The sequence below is a fragment of the Sorangium sp. So ce131 genome (assembly GCF_051519095.1).
GTDB lineage: Bacteria > Myxococcota_A > Polyangia > Polyangiales > Polyangiaceae > Sorangium.
Genome location: NZ_CP150455.1, coordinates 2,280,911 through 2,306,455 on the forward strand (window position 1 = coordinate 2,280,911; position 25,545 = coordinate 2,306,455).

Consider the following 25,545-nt stretch of genomic DNA (forward strand, 5'->3'; position numbering starts at 1 on the left):
CCGCCCGCGCAAGCGCGGCGCCGAAGGCGGCCATCCCGCCGGCGCGTGGCCCGGATTCACTCCTTGGAGCGCCGCGCCCCCTTGAGCTTCCGGTACTCGTCGAGCTCCTCCCGCCCCTGACGCCCGTTCCGCTCGAGCGTCTTGAGCCAGTCGTCGCGGTACTCCCGCATCGTCTCCGCCACGGCCTCGGCCACCACGAGGTTCCGGTACCACTTCGCGTCCGCCGGCACGATGATCCAGGGCGCGTGCCGCGCCGCGCAGCGCCGGAACACGTCCTCGTACGCCTCCGTGTACTCGTCCCAGTGCTCCCGTTCCTTCCAGTCGTTCACGTTGAGCTTCCAGGCCGTCGAGGGGTTCTCCTCGCGCGCCAGGAGCCGCTCTTCCTGCTCCTTCTTGCTGATGTGCAGGAAGAACTTGAGGATGATGGTCCCGTGCTCCGCGAGCAGCTCCTCGAAGTCGTTGATGTGGTCGAACCGCTCGCTCCAGACCGACTTCGGCGCCAGATCGTGCACGCGCACCACGAGCACGTCCTCGTAATGAGAGCGGTTGAAGATGGCGAACTCCCCGGCGCGCGGCGCGAGCCGGTGGATCCGCCACAGGAAGTCGTGCTCCCGCTCCTCGCGCGTCGGCACGCCGAACGAGCTCACGTTGACGCCGCGCGGGTTGAGCGCGCCGACGACGTTCTTGATCGCCCCGTCCTTGCCTGCGGCGTCGCGCCCCTGGAGGACGATCAGGATGCTGTGGGTCCTCGCGCCCCACATGAGCTCCTGCAGCTCGAGCAGCTCCTTGCCGAGCTTGTCGACCCGCTCGGCCGCTTCCTGCTTGGTCTCGTCGCGCGGCGGGTCGGTCGAGACGTCATCCAGGCGAAACTTCGAGTCGGGCTTCGTGAGTCGCGTGATGGCCATGCGCGTCAGCGTACACGATCTCGCCTCCCGCCCTCCTCCGGAGCGCCGCCGCGCAGCCGCGCCCCGCGCCGCCGGCTCAGCCCGGCCGCATGCCCTCACGCCGGGCGGTGCGGCGCGCCCGGGAGCCCGCCGCGCCGCGCCGCGAGCTCGCGGAGCAGCGCGATCCACGCCTCGGGCTCGTCCAGCGTGAGATCCGGCTCGACCCCCACGTCCGGCCGCTCGGCCGAGGCGATGTACACGCCGATGCCGCCCCTCGCGCGGGCGAACGCGATCGCCGGCTCGTCCGTGGTGTCATCGCCGGCGTAGACCACCAGCGTGCCCCGCGGCAACCGCGCCAGCAGGAACTCCAGCGCGCCTCCCTTGTCGTGCGCGGCGTCGCGGGCCTCGTGGATGCTGCGCCCCCGCATCACCACGAACCCCTTCCGCTGCGTCCGCTCCGACCACGCGTCGAGCTCCGCGAACGCCGCCGGCCGATCCTCCGCCGGCACGACCCGCCAGTGGAGCGCGATCGAGCAGCGCTTGCGCTGGACCCAGAGCGCCGGGACCCGCCGCGCCACCTCCTCCGCGTCGCGCTCCACCACGTCGAGCGCCTCGACCGGCGCCTCGGCCTCGTACACGAGCACCCCGCCCGGCGCCGCGATCTCGGCCCCGTGCTCGCCCACGCGCCAGACCGCGTCGAGGGGCGCCGTGCGCGCGGTGACGTCGTAGATCGTCCTGCCCGTGACGACCGCCACGGCCGTGCCCGGCGCGTGCGAGAGCGCTTGGAGCGACTCGAGGGCCAGCGGCGCCGCGCTCGCGCCGCCCGAGACCACCGCGATCTCGGCGATGGTCCCGTCGAAGTCGGTCGCGAGCAGCAACGACGGCGCGGCGGCCACACGTTCGATGAACTGGCTGACGTCCATGCCGCCCGGATGGTACCGTGAGGACGTCCTGAACTGGAGCTGATTCGGAGTCGCGACGCGGTCAGCGGCGCGCGCACATCGGGCGCTGCGGCCGCGGCGGCGCGGCGCGGCGCGTGTCAGAACCGGATGATCAGCTCGTGAACGCGCCGCCCCTCGGTCTTGCCCTCGGTGGCGCCGCCCGCCGCGTCCGCGGGCGCGGCCTCGTCCGCGGGCGCCGACTCGGCGGGCGCCGGCTCGTCCTTCGTACACTCGTACTTCACGCGCCACTCGGTCTTCTGCGTCGTGCTGGTGCTCTGCTGCTTCCGCTTCCGCGGGCCGAAGATGTCCTTCTCGCGGCGCTCCTCCTCGCTCGACGTGGACTCCTCACCAACCACGGCCTCGCCCTCCTCGACGATCTCGAAGCGATCAGGGCCGCCGCAGGTCGTGGCCATCGTGCTGTTGGCCTTCTGCATCGCCACCTCGCGATCGCCGAGGATCGCAAGCTCGCCGCCGACCTTGGTCCTCCTCACGACGCGGACCTCGCCGTACGGCTGGAAGTGGCATGCGGCCGTGGAACAGAGCGCGAACGTGGCAATCAGCGCAGGAACGACATGGTATTTCATGCCCGGCAGCAGTACCACCCTGCAAACGGCGGGGGCAACAACAAAGCGCCGGCAAACCCGCTGCAAAGCACGCATACGGCGCCCGCCTTCGTGGCCGTCGCGGCGGGCTCGCGTCCACGCGTCCACGCGTCCCGCGCGCCCCACGAGTCCACAGGCCCGCGGCGCCACGAGCGCAGTCCCTCGCGACGACTCGCCTCGAGCGCGCTCCGCCTACGGCAGCCTAGGACGACCCGGGATGGGTGTGTAAAATTTCGCTGTTGCTGTACGGTCGGCGGGGGTGCCGCGCCGCCGCCGCGCTCCCGCCGCGCGCCCTGCGCGCCCCGGAGCAGCTTGTCATCAGCGCTTGCTGCTGGGGCAGCAGCGCGCCGTTCGGCGGCCATCACCTCCCGCGCGCGGCGATGCGGCATGGGAGTTGCTCAACGCAGCCGGTCGACACGGCACAAGGAGCCGGCGCGACTTCCGCTCTCCCGGAGCTCGCGCCAGCCCACCCGCGGTCGCCCCGCCGGCTCGGCCGGGCGGGCCGCTCGGGCGCTGCGCTGGAGAACAGCGCGCGCTCCGCGCCGTGCCCCGAGGTCCCACTGCGCACGTTCATCGACAAGAACCGCTTCCTCCTGGTGTTCGCGGCGCTGTCCTCGGTCATGGGCCTCAGCGTCGGCGTGGCCAAGGTGACGACCACGCTGTATGCGCTGGATCTCGGCGCCGACGAGGCGATGCTCGGGCTGATCTCCGGATCGCAGAGCGTCGGGGTGCTGATGATGAGCATCCCTATCGGGCTGCTCGTCGAGCGCTTCGGTCCCTCGCGGCTCTTCGTGCTGGGGAGCCTCGTGGCCGGCGCCATCTATGCCGCGTTGCCGGCGGTCCCGGCGCCGGTGTTCCTGCTCGCCTGCACGACCGCGATCAGCTTCTTCATGCCGATGCGCTTCGTCTCGCTGAGCACCGTGTTCATGCAGCAGCTCGAGACGGTGGGCGAGGGGAAGGCCGGCTGGTACCGCGGAACGCACATGGCCGGCATGTTCCTCATCGGCCCCGTGGTCGCGGCGAGCCTCACCCATTCGCTCGGTTTCTCGGGCACCTACCGGCTCATCGCGCTCACGTTCCTGCTCACGGTCGCCCTCTCGCCGCTCGTCCTCGGCCGCTACGCGGCGCACGTCGCCTCCGCGCGCTCGCTCCGCCTCGCGAACGTCCGGTCCGAGCTCGCCCTGCTCGCGCAGGACGTCGAGCTCCGGAGCGTCTGCGTGATCGAGTTCGCCGCCCAGTCGGTCAACTCGTTCTTCATGTTCTTCATCATCCCGATCGGCATCCACGTCGCCGGCGTGACGGCCGCCGACGCCTCGGGGCTGCTCGCCTGGCAGGGCGTGACCTTCATCTTCGCGCTGTTCACGATGGGCGCCCTGGTGAGCCGGGTGGGGCACGAGCGCGTCTACCTCGGGAGCTTCGCCCTCACCGCCGGCGCGCTCCTGCTCCTCGGCCTCTCGCGCGACCTCTGGCCGCTGCGCGGCGGCGGCCTGCTCCTCGGCCTCGGGCTCGGCCTGCTCCAGATCGCGAACCTCACCCGCATCGCCCGGATCGGCGCGCGCGTGGGGCGGGGGAAGGTGGCCGGCCTGCACGCGCTGGTGGGGCCGTCCGGGGGGCTGTTCGGCAGCACCATGGGCGGCCTCGTGGGGCGGAGCTTCGGGCTCCAGACCATGTTCCTGTTCCTGTCCGCGCTCTTCGGCCTGCTCCTCGTGATGGCGCGCAGGGCGCCCAGCGTGGTGGCGGCGGTGCGCGAGCCCGCGCCCGCCGAGTAGGAAAGCGGGCCCGGCGAGCAGCCAGAGCGCGTCCGCGCAAGTGCGCAAGTGCGCACGTGCGCAAGTCGACGATGTCGACCGTACGTCAGGAGAGCAGATCGATGAGCCAGAACAAGCGGCAGATGAAGCTTGGAGCGTTCCTGATGGCGACGGGCCACCACGTGGCCGCCTGGCGCCACCCGGCGGCGCAGGCCGACGCCGGGCTCAACTTCAAGCATTACAAGCAGATCGTCCAGGCCGCCGAGCGCGCGAAGTTCGACATGATGTTCCTGGCCGACAGCGCGGCCGTGTGGGACCGATCGCTCGAGTCGCTCAGCCGCACGAGCGTCGTGCACTTCGAGCCGATCACCCTCCTGTCGGCGCTCTCCGCCGTCACCGAGCGGATCGGCCTCGTGGCCACGGTCTCGACCACGTACAACGAGCCCTTCCACGTGGCGCGGAAGTTCGCCTCGCTCGACTACCTGAGCGGCGGCCGCGCCGGGTGGAACCTCGTCACCTCCGCGAACCCGGCCGAGGCGCTGAACTTCAGCCGCGACCACCACCTGGAGCACGCGCTGCGCTACCGGCGCGCGCGGGAGTTCGCCCAGGTGGTCACCTCGCTGTGGGACAGCTGGGACGACGACGCGTTCGTGCACGACAAGGAGTCCGGCGTGTTCTTCGTGCCGGACGGGCTGCACGTGCCCGACCACCGGGGCGAGCACTTCGCGGTGCGAGGCCCGCTCAACGTGGCCCGCCCGCCGCAGGGATACCCGGTGATGGTGCAGGCCGGATCGTCCGAGCCCGGCCAGGAGCTCGCGGCCGAGACGGCGGAGGTGATCTTCACCGCGCAGCAGACGCTGGAGGACGCGCAGCAGTTCTACAGGAGCGTGAAGGGCCGCCTGGACCGGTACGGGCGCTCGCCGGATCACCTCAAGATCATGCCGGGCATCTTCCCGGTGGTGGGCCGGACCGAGCAGGAGGCCCAGGACAAGTTCGGCGAGCTCCAGGCGCTGATCCACCCGGCGGTCGGGCTCGCGCTCCTGTCCGGGATGGCGGGCGGGGCCGACCTGTCGCAGTACCCGGTGGACGGGCCGCTCCCGGACCTGCCGGAGAGCAACGGCGGCAAGAGCCGGCAGAAGCTGCTCGTCGACCTGGCGCGGCGGAACAACCTGACGATCCGCGGGCTGTACGAGTGGATCGCCGGGGCGCGCGGGCACCGGCAGCTGGTCGGCACGCCGGAGAGCATCGCCGATCAGCTCGAGCAGTGGTTCGTCGAGGGCGCGGCCGACGGCTTCAACGTCATGCCGCCCCACCTGCCCGGCGGGCTGACCGACTTCATCGATCTGGTGATCCCGGAGCTCCGCCGCCGGGGCCTCTTCCGCGTCGAGTACGAGGGCCGGACCCTGCGTGAGAACCTGGGTCTGCCTCGCCCCGCCAACAAGTTCCGCACCGGCGAGCGGCCGAGGCCCGGCAAGGCCGAGCCGGCCGCCGTTACGTCAGCCCCCTTCCGGCCGGCGGCCTCGGCCTGAGCCCACGGCCGCCGGACGGCGCACACAGAGGCCCTGAACCATGCGCGAGCCCCACAGGACGACTCCCTTCCTCATCCCCCGCCGCCTCTTCGTCGCGGCGCTCTCCGCCGCGCTGTCGCTCGCGGCGTGCTCGAAGACCGACCCGGGCGGCGGCGAGGGGAAGGGCGACAGGGCCGCCGGCGATTACGAGGTGCTGGAGCTGCGGTATCAGGGGTTCGCCGGCGTGGTCTCGGTGCCCGAGCTCGCGGAGGACCTCGGCTACCTCGCGCCGATCAAGCTGAGCTACGTGGGCAACACGATCAGCGGCCCGCAGGACATCCAGACCGTGGTCACGGGCGACACCGACTTCGGGCAGGCGTTCAACGGCGCCGTGATCAAGCTGATCGCCGCGGGGGCGCCGCTCCGGGCGGTGGTGGGCGGCTACGGGGTCGACAAGGAGCGGTGGAGCGGGTTCTACGTGACCGAGGACAGCCCGATCAAGGGACCCCGGGACCTGCTCGGCAAGAAGGTGGCCATGAACACGCTGGGCGCGCACCACGAGTTCATGCTGAAGGAGTACCTGTCGCGGCAGGGGTTCTCGAGCGCCGAGATCGCGCAGGTCACGCTGGTGGTGCTGCCGCCGGTGAGCGCGGAGCAGGCGCTCCGCCAGAAGCAGGTGGACGTCGCGGTGCTCGGCGACATCCTGCGGGACAAGGCGCTCGAGCGCGGCGGCGTCCGGCCGCTGTTCTCGGATTACGAGCTGTTCGGGGAGTTCACCGCCGGCAGCTACGTGCTGACGAAGCGCTTCATCGAAAAGAACCCGAACAGCGCGCGCAAGTTCGTGGAGGGCGCCGCGCGCGCGATCGAGTGGGCCCGGAGCACCCCGCGCGACGAGGTGATCGCGCGCTTCAAGGCCCTCGTCGAGCGGCGCGGGCGCAACGAGGACGTGTCGGTGCTGCAGTACTGGCACAGCATGGGCGTCGCCGGCAAAGGGGGGCTCCTGTCGTCGAAGGAATACCAGATCTGGATCGACTGGCTGGTGAAGGACGGCGAGCTCAAGGAAGGCCGGATCAAGGCCGAGGCGCTCTACACGAACCAGTTCAACCCCTTCGCCCCGCAGGTCCAGTGACGACGCCGCCCGCGCGGGGGCGGCGATCGACGTGCCCTCGCGGGCGGCGCGGCGTTCAAGCCGCGAGCACGGCGCGGAACCGGGCCTTGCCTTGTCGGGTGTGGTCGAGCGCCTTGTTCGCCTCGGACATGGGGAACAGCTCGACGGTGGGCTTGATCGCGTGCCGCGCCGTGAACGCCAGCATCTGCGTCGTCTCGACGATCGACCCCGGGATCCCGCCGGCGACCACCTTCTCGGAGGTGAGCAGGGCGAAGGCGTTGAGCGCGATCGGCTTCTCGGGGACGCCCACGATGCAGAGCTTCCCCTGGGGTCGCAGGGTCGCGAGGTAGTCGTCCCAGGGCAGGTCGGCGGACACGGTGCTCAGGATGAAGTCGAACGACTGGGCCGCCTTCTTCAGCTCGCCTGTGCCCTCGGTCGCGATGAAGCGCGTCGCCCCGAGCCCGCCGAAGGCGACGCGCTGACCCACCCGGAGGCGCGCGGGGTCGACGCTCGACCCGACCGCCGCGACGGTGCCGGCGATCTCGTGCCCCGGGACGAACGGGTACCTCGTGATCCCCCACGCGTTGTCCACCATTTCAGACGCTCGGATCAGATCACTCGGCTCGCTGCCCAGGCGAGCCGCGACCCTGGCGGATCTCGCAACGACGGAACGATCGGTGCCCACACCGTTCACGCATCCCATACACGGGCGCATCCGCGGGCGGTGCGGGCGGAGAACCGAAAGACACAATGTTTACGGAGACATCGGTCTTGGCCCGCCCGTTTCCCGTGTTGCCTGATTGTGCCCCTGTTGAACCAGTCGCCGTAGACTGTGGCGTGCAGGCGGTCCCTTCGATACATGGTATCGCGCGAGCGCCGCTCCTTTTCCTCTTGTGGCGACAGAGAACGTCGTGAGACGCTCCGAGAAGAGCCAGTGAACGACCCCATTCTCTTCTTCCGCTCCGAATCCCAAACCACCGTGAGCGCGGCGCGGCCTGCATCGCCGCCGCTCGAGGTCCGGGCCCTCGCGACGCATCCGGTGAAGCAGAGCGCGCTCAGCGTTCTGGCGCCCATCAGGGCGAGCGAGCTCGCGGACCTGGAAAAGACGCTCGGCGACGTCGGTCGCGCATCGATGAACGACCCGAAGATCGGGTTCACCAACGTGTCGACCCTGCACTTCCTCCGGTGGGTCATCCTGCCGCCCGCCGAGAAAGGGGGCACGTCGACGCTGGCGCTCGAGACGAATTTCGACGGCGAGCTCGACGCCCACCTCGACGAGCTGATGCGCGAGAGCGGCCACGTCTTCAAGGACGTCTACGCCCGGTGCGAGGGCCTCGCCGCGGGCGCGACGCCGCGCGACGTGGCGGACTACCTCCGCAGGCACAGCGTCGAGGTCAACACGTTCTACGTCGGTTATCCCGGCCTCACGGCGAAGGCCATTCAGAACGACATCAAGCTCCGCCGCTGCATCGAGAAGTTCCTCCAGGTCCGGCAAGCCAGCGGCCCGTGGCCGTCGGATCCGCTCGCGCTCCGCGCCGAGATCCAGCGCGAGCTCGCGAAACACCCGCACATCTACACCGGCCACGTCGACCGCGGCCTGCCGACCCGCGGCGATTTCCTCGAGCTCTTGATCCCGGCCGGGCTCGCCGCCCTGGCGCTCGCCCCCGTGCTCGTCCCCGCCGCCGCGATCTGGGCGGTGCTCCTTCGCGCGCACGAGGAGCGCGACCGCAAGGACGCGGAGGCGAACCACTACTGGGAGAACGCGGCCGGGCTCGCGGAGAAGATCAAGTTCCTCGAGCAGAACGAGAGCCTCGGCGTCATCAACGAGCTCACGCACCTCGTCGAGCTCAAGCCCGGCCTGCTCCGGAGGTTCACCCTCTCGAACGTCTTCCGGGTGCTCGCCGTCTTCGCGCATTACATCTACAACAACGGGAACCTCGGCGGCATCCCGTCGATCCACTTCGCGCGGTGGTCCATCATCGAGGATGGAAAACGTCTCCTGTTCTTCAGCAACTTCGACGGGAGCTGGGAGAGCTACCTCGGCGATTTCATCGACAAGGCGCACACGGGCCTGACCGCCGTGTGGAGCAACACGATCCAGTTCCCGCCCGCGCGCTGGCTCATCGAGGAGGGCGCGACGAACGCCGACGCGTTCAAGCGGTGGACCCGCCACCACCAGGTCCGCACGAACGTCTGGTACAGCGCGTATCCCACCGTGACGCTCCAGAACGTCACGAACAACCACCTCATCCGCGAGGGCCTCAACGGGGACATGAGCGCCGCGGATGCGCTGAAGTGGCTATCCCTCCTCTAGAGCGGCGGTCACCCGCTTCGGATACGGGCCCATCTCGACGTTTTCGGTGCTCAGCGCACAGGAGTGCGCTTGCGCGCCGAAAACGCCGATCTGGACCCGTCTCCTGTGCGGGTGACCGTCGCTCTGGGACGCATGGTGCAGGGACGGAGGAAACCCGGTTTCGAGGTGAGCATGAAGCAGACTAAGAAAGATACGGCGGACGCTGTCGAAGTCGACGACGTGCAGGGGATCGTCGTCTATGGGTACGGTCACCTCCCCATCGCGCGCTACGTCTTCGTGCGCTTCACGGAGGCCGCGAAGATCGGCGCGTGGCTCGGCGAGATCGTCGAGCAGACGCCGAGCGCGCAGCGGCGCGAGAAGGGCGCGCCCAGGCCGAGCACGGCGGTGCACATCGCGCTGGCGTCCTCCGGGCTGGAGCAGATCGGCCTGAGCCAGGAGGAGCGCGCGACGTTCTCGTACCACTTCGTCGACGGCATGGCGAACATCGCGACGCAGCGGACCCTCGGCGATTTCGGCGACAACGCGCCCGAGACATGGGACTTCGGCGGGCCCAAGACCCCGCGCATCGACGCGCTCCTGCTCCTCTTCGCGACGACGGAGGAGGGGGTCGAGGCGCTCCTGCAGCGGCACCGGGACCGGATGAGCGAGCTCGGGATCGAGGTGGTCACGGTGGAGGACGGGTACCGGCGCGACGACGGGAAGGAGCACTTCGGCTTCCTGGACGGGGTCTCGCAGCCGCACATCCTGGGCAGCGGGAGAGAGCCCGAGGCGGGCGACGTCGCCCTCCACCCCGGCGAGCTGCTCCTCGGCTACACGGACGAGTACGCCGAGATCTCCGCGACCCCCACGGTACCGGCGAAGGCGGATCCGGAGGCGATCCTCGCGCCTCACCCCGACGACGACACGCAGCGTGATCTCGGCAGGAACGGGAGCTACCTCGTCTACCGCAAATACCAGCAATACACCTCCAAGTTCTGGGGCTTCGTGTGGGACCGCGCCCAGCCTCGCGACGGGGAGGACAAGGACGCCGCGGCCGTGATGCTCGCCTCGAAGATGGTCGGGCGGTGGCCGAGCGGCGCGCCCGTGACGCTCACGCCGGACCGGGACGCCCCCGAGCTCGCCAAGGAGAACGCGTTCGTCTACAAGACGACCGACGCGAAGGGCTACGGCTGCCCGATCGGCTCGCACGTGCGCCGGGCGAACCCGCGCGACACGCTCGATCCGACGCCCGAGGAGTCGCTCGTCGAGACCCGGCGGCACCGGATCCTCCGCCGCGGCCGCCCGTACGGCCCGCCGCCGAGCGAGGCGTTCTCGAGGGTCGACGACGGGGTCGATCGCGGGCTCCAGTTCATCGCCCTGAACGCGGACATCCACCGGCAGTTCGAGTTCATCCAGCAGACGTGGCTCAGCAGCACGAAGATCGCGGGCCTCTACCACGAGGTCGATCCGATCATCGGCACGCTGGCCGTGAGCGGCGAGGGCCTCCGGAGGGGCATGCTCGCGCCCGAGGACACGACGTCCTACGGGGAGGGCGATTTCCACGTGAAGCGGAGCCATTTCTCGCTCCAGGCGCAGCCGGTCCGCTGCGTGGTGGCCGACGTGCCGCCGTTCACGCGCCTCCGGGGCGGAGGGTATTACTTCCTCCCCGGGCTACGCGCCGTTCGTTATCTGGCGTGGCGCGCGTCCAGCCAGCCGAGACTGGAAGCTCCGCGAGCGAAGCCGCAGCCTGCGGCCGAAGCACGGTGAGGGGAGGGGACATGTCGGACAAAGCTCTCGAGATAGGCAAGGAGTACCCGCCTCCCGGCGAGGAGCGGCTGCTCCAGGAGATCGCGGCGCAGACGATCACCTCGCAGCAGACGCTGAACCCGCCGGGCGCGCGCCCCGTGAGGCGCCAGTCGCACGCGAAGGCGCACGGCCTCGTGGAGGCCGAGCTCACCGTCGAGCCGAGCCTGCCCGCGGAGCTCGCCGTGGGCCTCTTTGCGGCGCCGGGGACCTACAAGGCATGGGTCCGCTACTCGTCCTCGTCGGGGACGCCGCAGGCCGACGCGAAGCCGGACGTGCGCGGGATGGCCGTGAAGGTCCTCGGGGTCGAGGGCCACAAGGCGCTCGGCAAACACGCGCCGGACGAGCAGGACTTCCTGATGGTGAACGGCAAGGGCTTCCTCGTCGCGACGGCGAGCGACTACGTGGAGTTCACCCAGGCCATCGCGTCGACCGGCTCGCCGGCCCAGTTCTTCCTGGGGTTCCCGCGCGCCGCGCGCCTGCGCGGCGCGTGGAACCTGGCCGCGATGCTCCTTCAGCGGGTCCGGAACCCGCTCGCCATTCAGTACTGGAGCACGGTGCCCTACCGCTTCGGGGGCACGGCGATGAAGTTCTCGGCGCGGCCGCGCAAGCCCGAGGGCTTCGTGTGGTCGCTCCCGGACGATCCCGATTACCTGCGCAAGGCAATGGCGGCGACGCTCTCGAAGGAGACCGTCGAGCTCGATCTCATGGTGCAGCTCCAGGTGGACCCGGTCGCGATGCCGGTAGAGGACGCGACGGTGCAATGGAGCGAGTGGCGCTCGCCGTTCCGGAAGGTGGCGACGATCCGGATGGCGCCGCAGCAGCCCGACACGGACGAGCGCCTCGCCCTCGCGGAGACGATGGTGTTCTCGCCGTGGCACGCGCTCGAGGTGCACCGCCCGCTGGGGCCGATGAACCGGGCGAGGCGGATCGTGTACGAGGCGGACGTGCGGCTCCGGCACGAGCGGAACGGTGTACACGCCCGGAACGGCGTGGCCGAGGCGGCGCCCGAGGCCGCGGAGTAGCGGCCGGGAAGTAACGAATCCCCGCTGAGCCCGCCTCCACCCGGGCATCCCTCACCATTGCTGCGCTCGCAGCACGATCCGCCCGCATAGAATTTGTTTTCATCTCTCCGGGCGCCGTGCTTTTCCCTGGAGCGCGGCGTCCGGAGGGCGGACACGTGAATGGCACCTTCGCGCCCCGCACCCCACCACCGCGAGCATGATTCTCCAAGGGGAACAGGAGGCACCATGACTTTCACTCGCTCAGCAGGAGTGCGTATCGCGGCCGGCTTCGGGCTCGTCTCGTGCCTTTGGGGCTGCTACGTCACCGTCGGCGATCCGGCGCCCGGCACCACGAGCTCGGGCGCCGGGACAGGGGCGAGCGGCCCGGGACCGACCGGCACCACGTCCAGCGCCGGTGGTGGCGACGGCGGCGACGGCGGGACGGGAGGCGAGGGGGGCGCGGGAGGCGAGGGCGGCGCGGGCGGCGCGGGAGGCGCGGGAGGCGCGGGAGGCGCGCCGACGGAGGGCCCCCGCCTGGACGAGAGCTTCGGCCGAGGCGGGGTCGCGCGGCCCGATCTCGGCGGACCGCGCAGCAGCCTCTCGGTCGTCCGGCTCCAATCCCTGCCCTCGGGGAGGATCGCTGTCGCCGGGCATGATGACTTTCTCTTCTCCGAGGCCTACGACACCGGCGACGCGTTCGTCGCGTTCCTCACCCCCGAGGGGGAGCTCGACCCGTCGTTCGCTCCGGCATTCGACGGCACAGAAGGGTTCCAGAGCGGTCGCGGCGTGCTCACGATCGACCGCGGGATCAGCAGCGACTGGCTCTCGGGGATCCACGTCGACGAGGCGCACGGGGACATCTACGTGCGCACCCGGCACTTCGATCGGGAGAGCGCGACCTCCATCCAGCGGCTCTGGATCGCCCAGGTGCTGCCCTCGGGCTCGACGCTGACCCCGGCCGGAAACGGCGGCAGCAGCGACGTGGTGTTCTCGTTCATCTTTCCGAGCTCCGTCGGCGGCCGGCTGCACCGCGTGATCACCCCCACGATCGTCCTCAACCGGCTCTTCGTCGGCGACGTCAAGCCTGGGACGCGCGAGAGCTTCGTGAACATCAACATCCCCATCGAGGTCTCGGACTGGATACCGGTCGTGGCCGCCGCGCGCGACGGGTTCGTCTACATCGTCGGCGGCACCAGCGTCCTCCGCCTGGTCGAGGGCACCGAGCGGACCGAGGGCGGCGAGGGCGTCTTCGTCGACACCTCCTTCGCCGGAGGCGACGCGTTCGTCACCGTCGACCCGGTCGAGCTCGGGCTGGGCACGTCCCCGAGCCCCTTCGCGATCGGCCTCGATGTCGCGCGCAACATCTACGTCGGGTTCACCTCGGACTCCACCGCGCCGCGGGCCTCGGCCATCGTGAAGTTCAAGGCCGACGGCTCCGGCCTCGACCCTTCCTTCGGCACGTCGGGCATCGTGAAGAGCGACGCGGCGAGCAGCGCCCTGTGGTCGTGCCTCCTCATCGACTCGAGCGGCAACCTGGTCGTCGCGGGCGAGAGGGCCGACGGGGGGGCCGCGCTCCGCTTCTCCGCAGCGGGGGAGCCCGACCCCTCGTTCGGCCCCGCCGGCGTCGCGCTCCCGCTCGTGCCGCAGCGCTGCGCGCTCGACGCCGAGGACCACCTGCTCGTCGCCGGGACCGTCGAGCCCGCCGAGGGGCAGTACGCGCTCGCCGTCGCGCGGCTCCTCACGGAGTGAACACGCGCCGGCTGCGATCCCTCCGTACAGCCTCATTAAAAATGGCGCCGGGATGTAATTTTGTCCACGGCTGAGCGTTCCGCCCTACAGCAAATGCGGGCGAGTCCCGTCGGCCATTGCAGCTGGCGCGCGCGGCCGGGCGCGCCGCGGCGACTACAATGGACGTTCGTGCGGCCTTTCGATCTCGGACCGCCGCACGGGAATCGACGTATGTTCGACCACCCCTGGACGCGCGAGACCCGAGACCTCGGTCCACCGATCGCGTGGCGCTTCTCGTTCGACCTCCAGGCGAGCGCCGAGGAGCTCTGGCCGATCCTCATCGACACGGACCGCCTCGACCGCGCCATGAGGCTCCCGCTCATCGAGTACACGGAGCAGGACGGCGTGCTCCGGGGCGCGTCCAGGCTCTTCGGCTACGCCTTCCGGTGGACGGAGCGGCCCTGGGCGTGGGTCGCCGGGAAGCAGATGAGCACCCTGCGCGTCTACGACAACGGGATCGCGACGCACCTCGTCGTCGCGTTCGTCCTCGAGCCGCGCAGCGCGGGGGGCACCCGGCTCGACGTGCACCTCCTGTGGTACCCGCGGAGCGCCCTGTCCCGTCCGCTGTTTTCCGTGGGCGAGCGCCACGTCCGCGCCGCGTACCGGCGGGCCCTCGAGCGCCTCGACCAGCAGATCGCGGAGGACCGCCCCCGGCATGTGCTGCTCGCGCGGCGGCCGCCGGCGCTCGGCCGGGAGGTCCAGCGGCGCCTCGCCGCCATCCGGGCAGAGCTCCTCCGGGACGGCGTGAAGGCGGGCGTCGCGGACGCCCTCGTGCGCCATGTCGAGGGCGCGGACGACATGGATCTCCGGCGCATCCGCGTCGTGCCGCTCGCCCGGCGGTGGCGCATCGACGAGCGCGAGCTCGTCATCGCCTGCCTGCGCGCGACCCGCGCCGGGCTGCTCCGCCTGTGCTGGGAGCTCATCTGCCCTCATTGCCGCGGCGTCCGGCAGACGGTCAGGGTGCTCGGGGAGGTGCCGCCGAAGGCGTCGTGTGCGCCGTGCGCCGCCGAGTTCTCGACCGACGCGCCGGAGGCGATCGAGGTGACGTTCCAGGTGGACCCCTCGATTCGACGGGTCGACACGCGGGTGCACTGCCTCGCCGAGGCGGCCACGAAGCAGCATATCCACGTCCAGCAGCCGCTCGATCCCGGCGAGCGCCGCTCCCTGGAGACGCGCCTCTCGCCGGGGCGCTACCGCGTCAGGATCGTGGGGGAGCCGCGGCATCGGCTGCTCGACGTCCTCGACTTCCTCGACGTCCTCAACGTCAACGCGCCGCGGTCGCCGGTCCAGGAGGTGATGCTGCGCGAGGGCGACAAGGCCGCGCTCCGGTCGGGGCCCTCGCCGGTGCTCACCCTCGTCAACGAGGGACGGGAGCGGCGCACCTTCGTGGTCGAGGACGTGCGGTGGGTCGACGACGCCCTCCGCCCGGCCGCGCTCTTTGGCCTTCAGGAGTTCCGCGACCTCTTCGCCTTCGAGTTCCTGGCGGCCAAGGTGCAGATCCAGGTGGGAGAGCAGACGATCCTCTTCTCGGACATCGTGGGCTCGACCCGCTTCTACGAGCGCCTCGGGGACGCGCGGGCCTTCGCCGCGGTGAAGCGCCATTTCCACGAGGTCTACACGGCGGTGCGGGCGAACCGCGGGGTGGTGGTGAAGACGATCGGCGACGCGGTGATGGCGGCGTTCCGCGACCCGGGCGACGCCCTGCAGGCGGCCGTCGCGCTCCAGGAGCTGTTCCACGACGACCGAAGCGAGACCGGCCTCCGACTCCGGCTCACGCTCACGATGGGGTCGTGCCTCGCCGTGAACCTGAACAGCGGGATCGACTACTTCGGGCGGACGGTGAACCTCGCCGCGAAGCTCCAGGGCTTCGCGTCCGCCGGGCAGATCGTGTTCCCCGCGTCGCTCCGGGACGACCCGCGGGCGCAGCGCGTCCTCGGGGCGCAGAAGATCCCCGTCCAGGAGCTCACGCTGGATCTGCCGTTTCTGGACGAGCCGCTCGACGTGTGCCGGCTCGACCTGCACCGCAGCGAGGTGGCGCCCCCTGTCCGCGTGCGGCCGTCCCGGCACCGGAGGGCGGGCATGCATTGAGCCGCTGGGCCGCGCGCCCGCGGCGCCTCGCGGGCGAGCGCCCCGACCGGCGGCACGACGGCCGCGGCTACGGGGTGAGCTCGTGCAAGGACTGGGTGCCCAGGAGGGTGACGGAGGTCTGCGCGGCTAGGCCCGCCCCGCCGGCGAACGCCGGCGCGTCCACGCGCACCGAGCAGGTCCCGTCGGCAGCGACCCGCGCGGAGCGCGTCAGCAGATTTCCGCCCGAGACCTCGACGGACTCGCAGAAGCGGCCGTCGACGGCGCAGGTCTCCGGCGTGGAGGAGGTCACCTCGAAGTCCTCGGTCCTCGCCGCGCTGCACAGCGGGTCTCCGGCGGACTCGAGCCTGGAGACCAGGGCGACGACCCGGTTTCCGGTGCGCCCGAAGCCGTCGTACGTCTCGCCCTCCTCGAGGGTGATGCCGCCTCCCCCGAAGCCGGGCAGCGCGAACACCACCTCCATGGCGTCGATGCGGGCCGCCGGGATCACCGAGACCTCGTGCGACGCGCCGCCGTCGGTCGCGGTGATCACGACATTGCCCTCTCCGGTCGCGACGACGTCGGCGGGCGCGCCCCCCTCGGGCACCCGGAGACCCACGCCGGAGCCCGCCACGGTGACCGCCGCGTGCTCGACGTTGGTCGGGTAAAAACTCTGGCCCGCCGCGTCGTACGCCACGGTGGTGATCGGCAGGGGCCGATTCGACTGGATGACGGTGCGCGCGCCGCACTCCGCGGGCGCCTCGATCCGCCAGCGCGGCCGCTCGGCCCGGACGGTCATGCGCAGGGTGACGGGGAGCTCGCGGGTGTCGTCGTACGCGGAGCACCCGTCGAGCCTGCCCTCCGGCACCGCGATCACGCCGGACACCTCGAAGGTCGACGTCCCCTCCTCGCTGACGCTGGCGACGAAGGTCGTGGGCCCGGTCTGCATCACGGTGGCCGCGCCCTCGACGGCGCTGATCCCGTCGATGGTGATCGCGCCCCCGAGCGGCTCGCAGCAGCAGCTCGGCTCGAGGAGCGAGCCCAGCGCGAAGGTCATGGAGGTCGGATACCCGGGGCCGATCGCGAGCGTGGCCCCGCCCTCCGCGACCGCGCGCGTCGGCGTCGAGAGGGTGGAATCCGCGATGTAATGGCCGTCCACCGTCGACCGCGTGCGGGCCGGGATCGAGAGCGTCGCGGCCTCGCCGGTGTCCGGCGCGACCGGATCAGGGCAAAGCGGGTTGGGATTGCTGTACACGTCGTCGCGCGGCGTCTCCCCGCCAGGATCCGGAGCGGGCGGCGCTGGTTGGCACGCGGAGCCAGCGCCGAGGAGCACGATCGACCCGAGGAGACGTGCCTTCATCACAAGACACGTATCCGAGGGGGCAGGCGGTGGCAAGGGCGCGGCCCCGGCGGCCCGCCCGCTCGCCGCGGGCGGGCGGCGGCGGCGCGATTCCAATGCCTTGCACGCAGGGCGGCCGAAGGGCGCGTCGGCGGCGCGAGCTCAATGCCCTGCGCGCGGGACGGCCGAAGGGCGCGTCATTGGATATCGAAGGTCGCGCCGAGCCGCAGCAGCGATATGGTCACGTGCGTGGTCCCGATCTCTCGAATCATGGTCCGCGTCCATGTGTAGTCGCGGAACTTGTACATGACGGTAGGCCGGAGGATGTCCATCTCGTCGGCGACGGCGACGCCGAGCTCGAAGTGCGTGGGGCCCCGCCCGAAGATCCAGCTCGCCCCGCCGCGAACCCCGACGAAGAGCGTCGTGCCTCTCGTCCCGGGATCGAGGCCGTCGGCGTCGTATCCGAAGCGCTCGAAGTGGTGCGTCCCGACGGCGGCGGAGGCCGAGAGTCGAAGCCCGAAAGGCGCGCGCCACGCGACGCCCCCGGTCGCGCCGGCGCCGAAGAAATCGCGGCTGCCGAGCTGATGTCCCCCCTGGGCGAAGCCGCCCAGCTCGAGCAGGCCGGTGCGGAACGTGACCCTCAGATCGGCGTAGGGTCCGAAGCCGTCCAGGGCCGCGACGCCGCCGGCACCGGCGCTCACGTGGAGATCCCTCGGCGGGGTGGCTCCGGGCGCAGACCCGGCGCCGCCGCCCTCCTGCGCGCGCGCCGCCCCGGCGCAAAGGAAGAGCGTCACGGCCGCGAGCGCAGGCAACAGCGGTATGGGTCGGTGCATGTGGACCCCTATACCACCCATCGTTCCAGGGGTGTCGCGCCGCGCGCATGCGGCCGCCGAGCCCTGTCGTGCCGACCTGACGGAGCTGGCACACCCTGGCACGAGGAACCGCGGGGATGCGGCCGGATGTCAATCGCGTGCGTGGCGCATGGTTTGCTCTGCGGCCTCGCCATGCGCACTCTCCTCCTCCGTCTTCTTGCGGCTTCCCAGTGGGGCGCGAGCCTCGCCCTGGCGTCGGGCTGCGGCGCTCACGTCGATTCCGGCACCGGGTCGGACCAGCCTGAGACCGGGACCTCGGCCTCCGGGGGAGGCTCCACGGTCGACCCTCCGGACGGCTCGCCGCCGCTCGAGCCGTATCCGGACCCGGTATGTTTCGGGCCGGAGTTCAACGACGGTTATTACGGCCGGTGCTGCGACGAGGTGCACTGCACGGCGCCCGTCGACGGGGCCTGCCCCGCCGCCGCCTCGGTGCTCCTCTCGGATCTGCCGCCCGGCTCGGGAACATGCCAGTGCGAGGACCCCCGCGGCCCCTACGCGAGCCGTACGCAGGGCGACCCGGAGAGCTGCTGTTACCTCGTGGGGTCGATCAGCTGCGACGGCCGACCTCTCCTGATCCGGGGCGAGCCGCGCCTCGCGCCGCTCGATCGCGCCGGGAGCGCCTGGTCCACGACGGCGTGGCGGCGCTTCGAGCTCGCCCTCGCGGACGCCGACCTCCGCGCCCTCGCGCCGGCCGAGCGCCGGGAGCTCGGCCGGCGCTGGGCGGAGCGCGGCCGGAACGAGCACGCCTCGGTCGCCTCGTTCGGGCGCTTCGCGCTCGGGCTGATGGCGGTCGGCGCTCCGCCGGAGCTCCTCGAGGCCGCGCACCGCGCGGCCGTGGACGAGGTGAGGCACGCGCGCATCGCGCTGTCGATCGCCTCGGCGTACGCCGGAGAGCCGGTGGGCGTGGGCCCGCTGCCCCTCTCTGGAGCGCTCGAGGGCATCGACGGCGCGGGCGGCATCGATCCCCTCGAGGCGCTCACGCTGGCCACGGTGGTGGAGGGTTGCGTGGGGGAGACCCTCTCGGCCGTCGAGGCCGAGGTCGCGGCCCAGGCCGCGGAGGCGCCCGCCGTGCGCATGGCGCTCCAGGCGATCGCGCGGGACGAGACGCGCCACGCCGAGCTCGCGTGGGCGTTCGTCCGCTGGGCGATCGCAGCGTCTGGCCCGGCGCTGCGGGAGCACGTCGCGGCCGCCTTCGCGCGCGCGCTCACGGAGGCGGGCGCCGCCGCGGCGAGCGGCCGAGGCGACGCGCCCGCAGGCGCCGCGGCCCATGGCTTCCTGTCCTCCGGCGAGCTCCATCACCTGCGGCAGCAGGTGATCTCCGACGTGCTCCGCCCCGCCGCGGCGGCGCTCACCGACGCCGCGCCGGCCGGGCGGGCCGACCTCCTCGGGTCGAGCTCCACCCGGGCCCCGTCGGCCGGGCGGACGGGGCGCACGGCGAGCGCCGCGTCACCCGCCGGAGGGGCTCCTCACGCCGGATCGTGATGCCCGAGCAACACCAGGCGACACCACCGGTGGAGGAGCACATCGTCGCGCGCGAACGACCAGCGGGCCGCGATCCAGCGCTCCGCCGGCGCGAACATCGCGTCGAGGCCCCGCTCCTGCAGCCACTCCCGGGCGAGGCCTCGATCGCGGTCCGTGGCGCACCGGGTGATATACGATGTGAGGTAACTCACTGCCGATAGCGGCTCGAGCCGGGCGTCTCCGAGGATGGCCACGCCCCCGAAATCCACGACGGCGCTCACCTCCCGGCCCTCGACCAGCACGTTGCCCGGGTAGAGGTCCAGGTGCACGAAGCTCGGCCGATCCGGCTCCGGCAGCGCGGCCGCGAGCGCCGCCGGGTCGACGCCCGCGAAGGCGCTCCCGGCCCGGGCCAGGCTCTTGCTCGCGCGTCGCTCGAGGTACACGCGGTGAGAGCGCGTCCGGATCGGCGCCGGGTCGCACAGGTCGCCGTACCAGCCGCGGCGCACGCGCAGCGCTTGCAGGCGCGTCGAGCAGTCGAGGAAGCGGGCGACGAGGTGGTCGCGCTCGGCCCCCGCCGCCTCCGCGAGCACCTGCGAGAGGGGCCGCCCCGCGAGGCGCGGCTCGATCGTGACGAGGCGCCCGTGCGCCTCGGTGATCTCGAGGACCCGCGGGATCGCGAACGGCACCTCGCCCGCGCTGCGCTGGAGCTCGTCGAGGAGCTGGGCCCGCCGCTCGACCGACGGCCGCGTGGCCTCGGGGTGGAGGACGCGCACGACCCTGGCCCGATCCAGCGCGAAGACGCAGGCCTCGCCGCCGACGCCGAGCAGCGCGTCCTGGCTCAGGCCGAAGCGGCTCATCACCTGCAGGAGCTGGGTGTCGTCGGCGATGCTCACGGCGCGCGACCTGCCGCGGCCGCCCCTGCGGGCCTCACGGCGCGGGCTCCGCGGCGCGGGCTCCGCGGCGCGCGGCCTTGCTGGTCCTCCGGGCGAGCGCCTGCTCGGGGCGCTCCGCGGCGTCGAGCCGGCTCCGGTGCGCCTCGAGCAGGTCGCTGCGGGTCAACATCCCGAGCACCTTGCGGGGCGCCTGCCTGGACACGACGGGCAGCCTGCCGACGCCCTCGGTCACCATGTGATCGGCGGCTTCCCGGAGCGAGCTGTCCTCGAACACCACCGCGGGCGGCCGCCGGATGAGCTGGCGGAGCAGGAGCCCGTCGGGCTGCGCGGCGAGCACGTCGCGCTTGGTGACCACGCCGACGAGCTCCCCCTGCTCGTCCACGACCGGGAACCCCTGGTGGCGGGAGCCCTCCGCGTGCGATAGCAGGAAGGCGCGGACCGCGTCGACGGTGTCGCCGGCCGAGAGCGCGACCGCGGGGCGGGAGGCGGCGTCGCGCACGGCGACCTGCGCGAGGTGATCGGCCGCGTACTCCGCCATGACGCGCGCGCCGCGGCGGGCGAGCTTCTCCGTCATGATGGAGTGGCGCATGAGCAGGCTCGAGACGAGGAACGCCGCGCTGCAGCCGCCGAGCAGCGGCAGGAGCCCCATCGGCTGCCGGGTCGTCTCGAAGGCGAAGACGACGGACGCGAGCAGCGCCCGGGAGGCGCCCGCGAAGATCGCCGCCATGCCGACGAGCGCGGCGACGCGCGCGTCCGCGCCGAGCCACGGCCAGAGCGCGCTCGCGGCGAGGCCGACGGCCGCGCCGAGCCCGCCGCCGATGGTGAACAGCGGCGCGAGCGTCCCGCCCGAGGTGCCGCTGCCGAGCGCGATCGACCAGGAGACGAACTTCAGCGCGGAGAGCGCCAGCAGCGCGCCGAGCGCGAGCCGGCCGCTCAGCACGTCGTCGATGTTGCTGTAGCCGACGCCCAGCGTCCGCGGCTCGACGTAGCCGACCACGCCGATCGCGAGGGCGCCGATCGCCGGCCACCACATCCAGTGGAGGGGGAGCCGCTCGAACGCCTCCTCGATCGCGTAGACGGCGCGGGTCACGAGCATCGCGGCCACGCCGAGCGCGGCGCCGAGCGCGATGTAGAAGGCGAGCGCGGGGCCGGTCGCGGGCGCGACCGCCGGCATCTCGAACGCCGGCGCGGTCCCGCCCGCGGCGAGGCGCGCCGCCGCCGCCGTCGACGCGGCGAGGGCGACCGGGATCACCGAGCGCGGCCGGTACTCGAAGAGCAGGAGCTCAATCGCGAGCAGCACGGCCGCGACCGGGCTCCCGAACGTGGCCGACATGCCCGCCGCCGCGCCCGCCGCGAGCAGCGTCTTGCGCTCGTCCGCGGTGATCCGGAGCACCTGCCCGAGCAGCGAGCCCAGGGCGCCGCCGGTCGCGATGATCGGCCCCTCCGCGCCGAACGGCCCGCCGGTGCCGATCGCCACCGCGGCGGAGAGCGGCTTGAGCAGCGTCATCCGCGCGGGGATCCGGCTCTGGTTGAAGAGCACCTGCTCCATCGCCTCGGGGATGCCGTGGCCGCGGATCGCCTGCGAGCCGTACCGCGCCATGAGGCCGACGACGAGCGCGCCGACGATCGGCACGACGAGCACGAGCAGGCCGATGTGGCTCTCGGCCGGCGACGCCTCCGCCGCCGAGAGCCGGCCGAAGAACGCGAGGTTCGTGATGAGCGCGATGAGCCTCGTGAGCAGCTCGGCGGCCAGGAACGCCGCCCCGGCGATCGCGACCGCGAGGCCGCACACGACGACGACCCGCCGGTCGACGGCGGCCTTGGCGGCGGGGACGCGGAGGTCCTCGAGCGTCGGGCTCATCGAGGGGGCGACAGGCAGGCTCTCGGGGCTCGTGGGGGGCGCGGTGATCGGGGTCGTCATCTCAGGTCTCCTCGCGTCCGTCAGGGACGCCGGCGCCCGCCTCGGCGGCGGGGCGTGCTTCTTCCCCCTCGAAGAACAGGGGCGGCGCCTCGACGCCGGCGCCGATCGCGCGGGCGAGCGCGGAGAGGCTGCGCGCCAGCGCCCGGCGCTCGGCCGGGGGCATGTGGTCCACCGCGGCGACGAGCTCGGCCTGCACCGTGCGCGGCGCGCGGCGGAGCAGCGCGCGCCCCGCGGGCGTGAGCGCGATCTCCGTCCGGCGCGCGTCCTCCGCCGAGGGGCGGCGGGAGACCAGGCCGCGCTCCGACAGGCGCGTCACCACGACCGAGACCGAGCTCTGGTGCGTGAGCGTGCGGCGCGCGAGCTCGGCCACCGACGCGGCCGCCGCCTGCTCGAGCTGCTGCAGGACGAACAGCTGCGCGCTGCTCAGCCCGAGCTGCCGCTCGCACGTCCGCGACGAGATGCGCAGGCGCTGCACGATCGCGCGGATCGCATCCATGACCCGCTGCGCGTCCGGACCGCCGGGCGCGCGCCGCTCGCCGGGCCGGCGCCGCGCCGCGGCCGCCGGAGATGCATGGGATCCCATACGTCGGGCCGGAAGCTACGCCCACGGACGGCCGTGCGCAAGCAGGCGGCGCGATCCGCCGTCACGCGCGCGCGCGCCGCGGCCGTGCTGCGGCCGTGCTGCGGCGTGCGCGCGCCTTTCAGGGAGCGCCGGCGGCGATCTCGTCCCAGAGGTCGCAGGCGTCCTTCTTCAGCCCGGTCTGCGTGGAGACGGTCGGACCGAGGACGAGGTTCTCGTCGCTCTGCTCGTCGTACCTCGGCCACGCGATCTCGCCTCCGCCGTTCGGGTCGCCGCGCTCCGCGTGGCGCGACCAGTACCCCATGATCACCCGCGACATCCCGAGCTCTTCCTGGGTCAGCGGCGCCGGCAGGATCGCGGTCGGGTTGCCGAACACGAGCTTGATCTCGGCGGAGTGGAACGACCCGAGATCGCCGAACAGCGAGCCGTCGGGCGCATAGGTGAAGTGGTAGAGGTACGTCGCCGCGCCGGCCCTGGCCATCGCGCGCGCGGCCCGCCGCGTCGGGCACACGAAGCGCCCGTCGCCCACGGCGGCGTTCGCCGCCTCCTGCGCCGAGCCGTGGGTCGCCGTCGGGTAATGCGCCACCACGTCCGCGCCGCGGCCGGGGGCGAGCCTCTCGGCGAAGGCCTCGAACGCCGCGTCGTCCGCGATCCTCGTCACGGCGCCCCCGAGCGCGGCGACGAGCGCGCCCTCGTCGGCGTTGCTGCCGAGGATCGTGGGCACCTGCTCGAAGCGCCCGGCCTCGAGCAGCTCGCCCGGCCGATCGGGGAGGTTCCAGCCGTCGACGACCGGGTACCAGCGCGTCCCCTCGTCGAAGAGGGCGTCGGCGCTCGACGGCAGCGCGGCGATGACCTCCTCGGTCGGCTTGTCGCGCAGGCACGCGAGCACGGAGGGCGCGTCCGCGCAGCCCAGGGCCTCGACGAACCGCTCCCCCTGCGCGGTGGCCGTCTCCTCGTCCAGGGCGCTCCCGGCGCTGGCGCACGGCCCGCTCTCGATGATCGCGCGCTGGAACAGGCCTTTGCTCCCCGGCGACACCATCTGCATGCAGACGCCGATGGCGCCGGCGGACTGGCCGAACAGCGTGACCCTGCCCGGATCGCCGCCGAACGCGCCGATGTTGGCCTTGACCCACTCGAGCGCGGCGCGCTGGTCCTCGAGGCCGTACGCGCCCGTCGAGGGGTGAGCGGGATCCTCGGACTTGAGCTCCGGGAGGGCGAGGAACCCGAGCGGGCCGAGCCGGTAATTGAGCGTGACCACCACCGATCCGGTCGTCTCCGAGAGGTGCCTGCCGTCGTAATCGGCCTCCCCGCCGCTCCCGCTCTCGAAGTTGCCGCCGTGAATCCACACGAGGACGGGCAAGGCCGCAGACGCCGGGCGCTCGGGAGCCCAGACGTTCACGGTGAGGCAATCCTCGCTCGAGCTCGGGTTGAGCCCCGGCGGGAGCAGGCTGGTCTGCGAGCAGGGGGGGCCCGCCTGCGTCGCCTTCCGCGCCTCGGTCCACGGCTCGTGGGGCGCGGGCGCCCTCCAGCGCAGCGCCCCGGTCGGCGGCGCGGCGTACGGGATGCCGAGGAACGCGCGCGTCGCGCCGACGAGCCCGCCTTCCACAGGGCCCTTGTCGGTCTCGATGCGCAGCGGCGCCGGCTCCCCGCCGCCCGCGCCGCCGCCGCCTCCTCCTGACCCGGTGTTCGCCGGATCGGGCTCACCCGAGCTGCAGGCCGCGGCGAGCAGGCCAGCCGGGATCATGGGCCATAAGAAACGTCGAACTGGCATGGTGATCTCCGTCGAGCCGATGGACTCGATGTGACGTGTCGTCCTCCTCTCTCGTCCGGTGGGGCGACGCCGGTCAAGACCATGGCCGGTTTCCCGCGGGCCGAGGGGCCGGGTGGCGTCGTCGCCGTCGAGGACGGCGAGCTCCCGGCCTCGGCGGCGATCGTCGTCGAGTGAACGGGGCCTACGGGTCCGCGGTGACGAGCGCGATCGCGAAGCCGTCGTAGCCCTTGCTGCCCACGGTCTGGATCGCCGTCGCGCTCACGCGCGGCTCGGCGGCGAGCGCCTCGTGCAGGCGCCGCGCGCCTTGCACGTTGGGATCGTCGCTCCCGGCGTCGGCCACCGCGCCCCTGCGCACGACGTTGTCGATCACGATCACGCTACCGCGGCGGGAGAGCTTGAGCGCCCACGCGAAGTAGTCAGGGTTGCTGGGCTTGTCGGCGTCGATGAAGATGAAGTCGAACGGCCCGCGGCCCTCGGCGGCGAGCTGGGGCAGGAGGTCGAGCGCCCGCCCGAGGCGCACCTCGACCACCTCGGACAGGCCGGCCCGCGCGATGTTCGCGCGCGCGACCTCGGCGTGCTTCCGGTCCACCTCCAGCGTGATCACGCGGCCGCCGGCGGGCAGCGCCCGCGCGAGCCAGATCGTGCTGTAGCCGCCGAGCGTGCCGATCTCCAGGACGCTGCGCGCCCCCTGGATCCGCGCCAGGAGCTGCAGCAGCTTGCCCTGGTTCGGCGCGACGTTGATCGCCGGCAGCCCCGCCGCCGCGCTGTCCGCGAGCGCCGCCTCCAGCGCGGCGTCGGCCGTCACGAGCTGATCGGCGATGTACTGGTCGACGGCATTCCATTGCTCTTGAGCCACGATTCCTCCTCATTCACAGCGGCCGTCACGACCGCTCCGGTGTCGCTCCGCCGAACCCGAGCGGCGCGGGCGCGACCGACGCCTCGCGCGACCATGCCATGGACGGGCG

General features: G+C 72.4%; 20 protein-coding genes. 9 read left to right on the plus strand and 11 right to left on the minus strand.

Annotated elements, in window-relative coordinates; genetic code table 11:
• Window positions 1-56: 56 nt before the first annotated feature.
• The 3 genes from WMF43_RS08380 to WMF43_RS08390 form a co-directional block, all read right to left on the minus strand.
• Complete coding sequence (locus WMF43_RS08380) at window positions 57-905, minus strand: PPK2 family polyphosphate kinase (RefSeq protein WP_437678914.1); 849 nt, start codon at window positions 903-905, stop codon at window positions 57-59.
• A gap of 95 nt (window positions 906-1,000) precedes the next feature.
• Window positions 1,001-1,807, minus strand: coding sequence for a trehalose-phosphatase (gene otsB / locus WMF43_RS08385; protein ID WP_437678916.1), 807 nt, complete (start codon window positions 1,805-1,807; stop codon window positions 1,001-1,003).
• Window positions 1,808-1,923: 116 nt separating this feature from the next.
• Window positions 1,924-2,409 carry a hypothetical protein gene (locus tag WMF43_RS08390; protein WP_437678918.1) on the minus strand — a complete coding sequence of 162 codons (486 nt, stop codon included), beginning with the start codon at window positions 2,407-2,409 and terminating at the stop codon, window positions 1,924-1,926.
• A gap of 257 nt (window positions 2,410-2,666) precedes the next feature.
• Here WMF43_RS08390 and WMF43_RS08395 point away from each other — a divergent pair, with 257 nt between their 5' ends.
• The 3 genes from WMF43_RS08395 to WMF43_RS08405 all read left to right on the plus strand — a co-directional run bounded on the left by WMF43_RS08395 (window position 2,667) and on the right by WMF43_RS08405 (window position 6,812).
• Window positions 2,667-4,196 carry an MFS transporter gene (locus WMF43_RS08395; RefSeq protein WP_437678919.1) on the plus strand — a complete coding sequence of 510 codons (1,530 nt, stop codon included), beginning with the start codon at window positions 2,667-2,669 and terminating at the stop codon, window positions 4,194-4,196.
• A gap of 101 nt (window positions 4,197-4,297) precedes the next feature.
• Window positions 4,298-5,704: an LLM class flavin-dependent oxidoreductase gene (locus WMF43_RS08400; RefSeq protein ID WP_437678920.1), complete on the plus strand. Its 1,407-nt coding sequence runs from the start codon at window positions 4,298-4,300 to the stop codon at window positions 5,702-5,704.
• Window positions 5,705-5,744: 40 nt separating this feature from the next.
• A complete protein-coding gene (locus tag WMF43_RS08405) occupies window positions 5,745-6,812 on the plus strand; it encodes an ABC transporter substrate-binding protein (RefSeq protein WP_437678922.1) in 1,068 nt (355 codons plus the stop codon).
• 55 nt (window positions 6,813-6,867) lie between these two features.
• Here the strand turns inward: WMF43_RS08405 and WMF43_RS08410 are convergent, their stop codons facing one another.
• Window positions 6,868-7,506, minus strand: coding sequence for a zinc-binding dehydrogenase (locus WMF43_RS08410; protein ID WP_437678923.1), 639 nt, complete (start codon window positions 7,504-7,506; stop codon window positions 6,868-6,870).
• A 219-nt stretch (window positions 7,507-7,725) separates the two neighbouring features.
• Between WMF43_RS08410 and WMF43_RS08415 the strand changes: the two genes are divergently transcribed.
• From WMF43_RS08415 to WMF43_RS08435, 5 genes are all read left to right on the plus strand, one after another.
• A complete protein-coding gene (locus tag WMF43_RS08415) occupies window positions 7,726-9,105 on the plus strand; it encodes a hypothetical protein (protein ID WP_437678924.1) in 1,380 nt (459 codons plus the stop codon).
• 171 nt (window positions 9,106-9,276) lie between these two features.
• Window positions 9,277-10,851 (plus strand): Dyp-type peroxidase, encoded by a 1,575-nt coding sequence (locus tag WMF43_RS08420; RefSeq protein WP_437678926.1) that lies wholly within the window; start codon window positions 9,277-9,279, stop codon window positions 10,849-10,851.
• An 11-nt stretch (window positions 10,852-10,862) separates the two neighbouring features.
• Window positions 10,863-11,912, plus strand: a complete 1,050-nt coding sequence (locus WMF43_RS08425) for a catalase family protein (protein WP_437678927.1) — start codon at window positions 10,863-10,865, stop codon at window positions 11,910-11,912.
• Between the two features lie 225 nt (window positions 11,913-12,137).
• Window positions 12,138-13,640, plus strand: a complete 1,503-nt coding sequence (locus WMF43_RS08430; RefSeq protein ID WP_437678929.1) for a hypothetical protein — start codon at window positions 12,138-12,140, stop codon at window positions 13,638-13,640.
• Window positions 13,641-13,850: 210 nt separating this feature from the next.
• Window positions 13,851-15,767, plus strand: coding sequence for an adenylate/guanylate cyclase domain-containing protein (locus tag WMF43_RS08435; RefSeq protein ID WP_437678931.1), 1,917 nt, complete (start codon window positions 13,851-13,853; stop codon window positions 15,765-15,767).
• A 67-nt stretch (window positions 15,768-15,834) separates the two neighbouring features.
• Here WMF43_RS08435 and WMF43_RS08440 read toward each other — a convergent pair whose 3' ends face one another.
• Entirely contained in the window at window positions 15,835-17,103 is a 1,269-nt protein-coding gene (locus tag WMF43_RS08440; protein ID WP_437678933.1) for a hypothetical protein, read from the minus strand.
• 176 nt (window positions 17,104-17,279) lie between these two features.
• Window positions 17,280-17,915, minus strand: coding sequence for a hypothetical protein (locus WMF43_RS08445; protein WP_437678935.1), 636 nt, complete (start codon window positions 17,913-17,915; stop codon window positions 17,280-17,282).
• Window positions 17,916-18,086: 171 nt separating this feature from the next.
• On the opposite strand from WMF43_RS08445, the gene WMF43_RS08450 reads away from it, so the two are divergent.
• Entirely contained in the window at window positions 18,087-19,436 is a 1,350-nt protein-coding gene (locus WMF43_RS08450) for a hypothetical protein (RefSeq protein ID WP_437678937.1), read from the plus strand.
• Here WMF43_RS08450 and WMF43_RS08455 read toward each other — a convergent pair.
• The 5 genes from WMF43_RS08455 to WMF43_RS08475 all read right to left on the minus strand — a co-directional run bounded on the left by WMF43_RS08455 (window position 19,421) and on the right by WMF43_RS08475 (window position 25,436).
• Window positions 19,421-20,308, minus strand: coding sequence for a phosphotransferase family protein (locus tag WMF43_RS08455; protein ID WP_437678939.1), 888 nt, complete (start codon window positions 20,306-20,308; stop codon window positions 19,421-19,423). The genes WMF43_RS08450 and WMF43_RS08455 overlap by 16 nt on opposite strands.
• A gap of 34 nt (window positions 20,309-20,342) precedes the next feature.
• Complete coding sequence (locus WMF43_RS08460; protein ID WP_437678940.1) at window positions 20,343-22,229, minus strand: chloride channel protein; 1,887 nt, start codon at window positions 22,227-22,229, stop codon at window positions 20,343-20,345.
• Between the two features lies 1 nt (window position 22,230).
• A complete protein-coding gene (locus WMF43_RS08465; RefSeq protein ID WP_437678942.1) occupies window positions 22,231-22,812 on the minus strand; it encodes a MarR family winged helix-turn-helix transcriptional regulator in 582 nt (193 codons plus the stop codon).
• Between the two features lie 118 nt (window positions 22,813-22,930).
• A complete protein-coding gene (locus tag WMF43_RS08470; protein WP_437678944.1) occupies window positions 22,931-24,553 on the minus strand; it encodes a carboxylesterase/lipase family protein in 1,623 nt (540 codons plus the stop codon).
• A gap of 208 nt (window positions 24,554-24,761) precedes the next feature.
• Entirely contained in the window at window positions 24,762-25,436 is a 675-nt protein-coding gene (locus tag WMF43_RS08475) for an O-methyltransferase (RefSeq protein WP_437678946.1), read from the minus strand.
• Window positions 25,437-25,545: the final 109 nt, after the last annotated feature.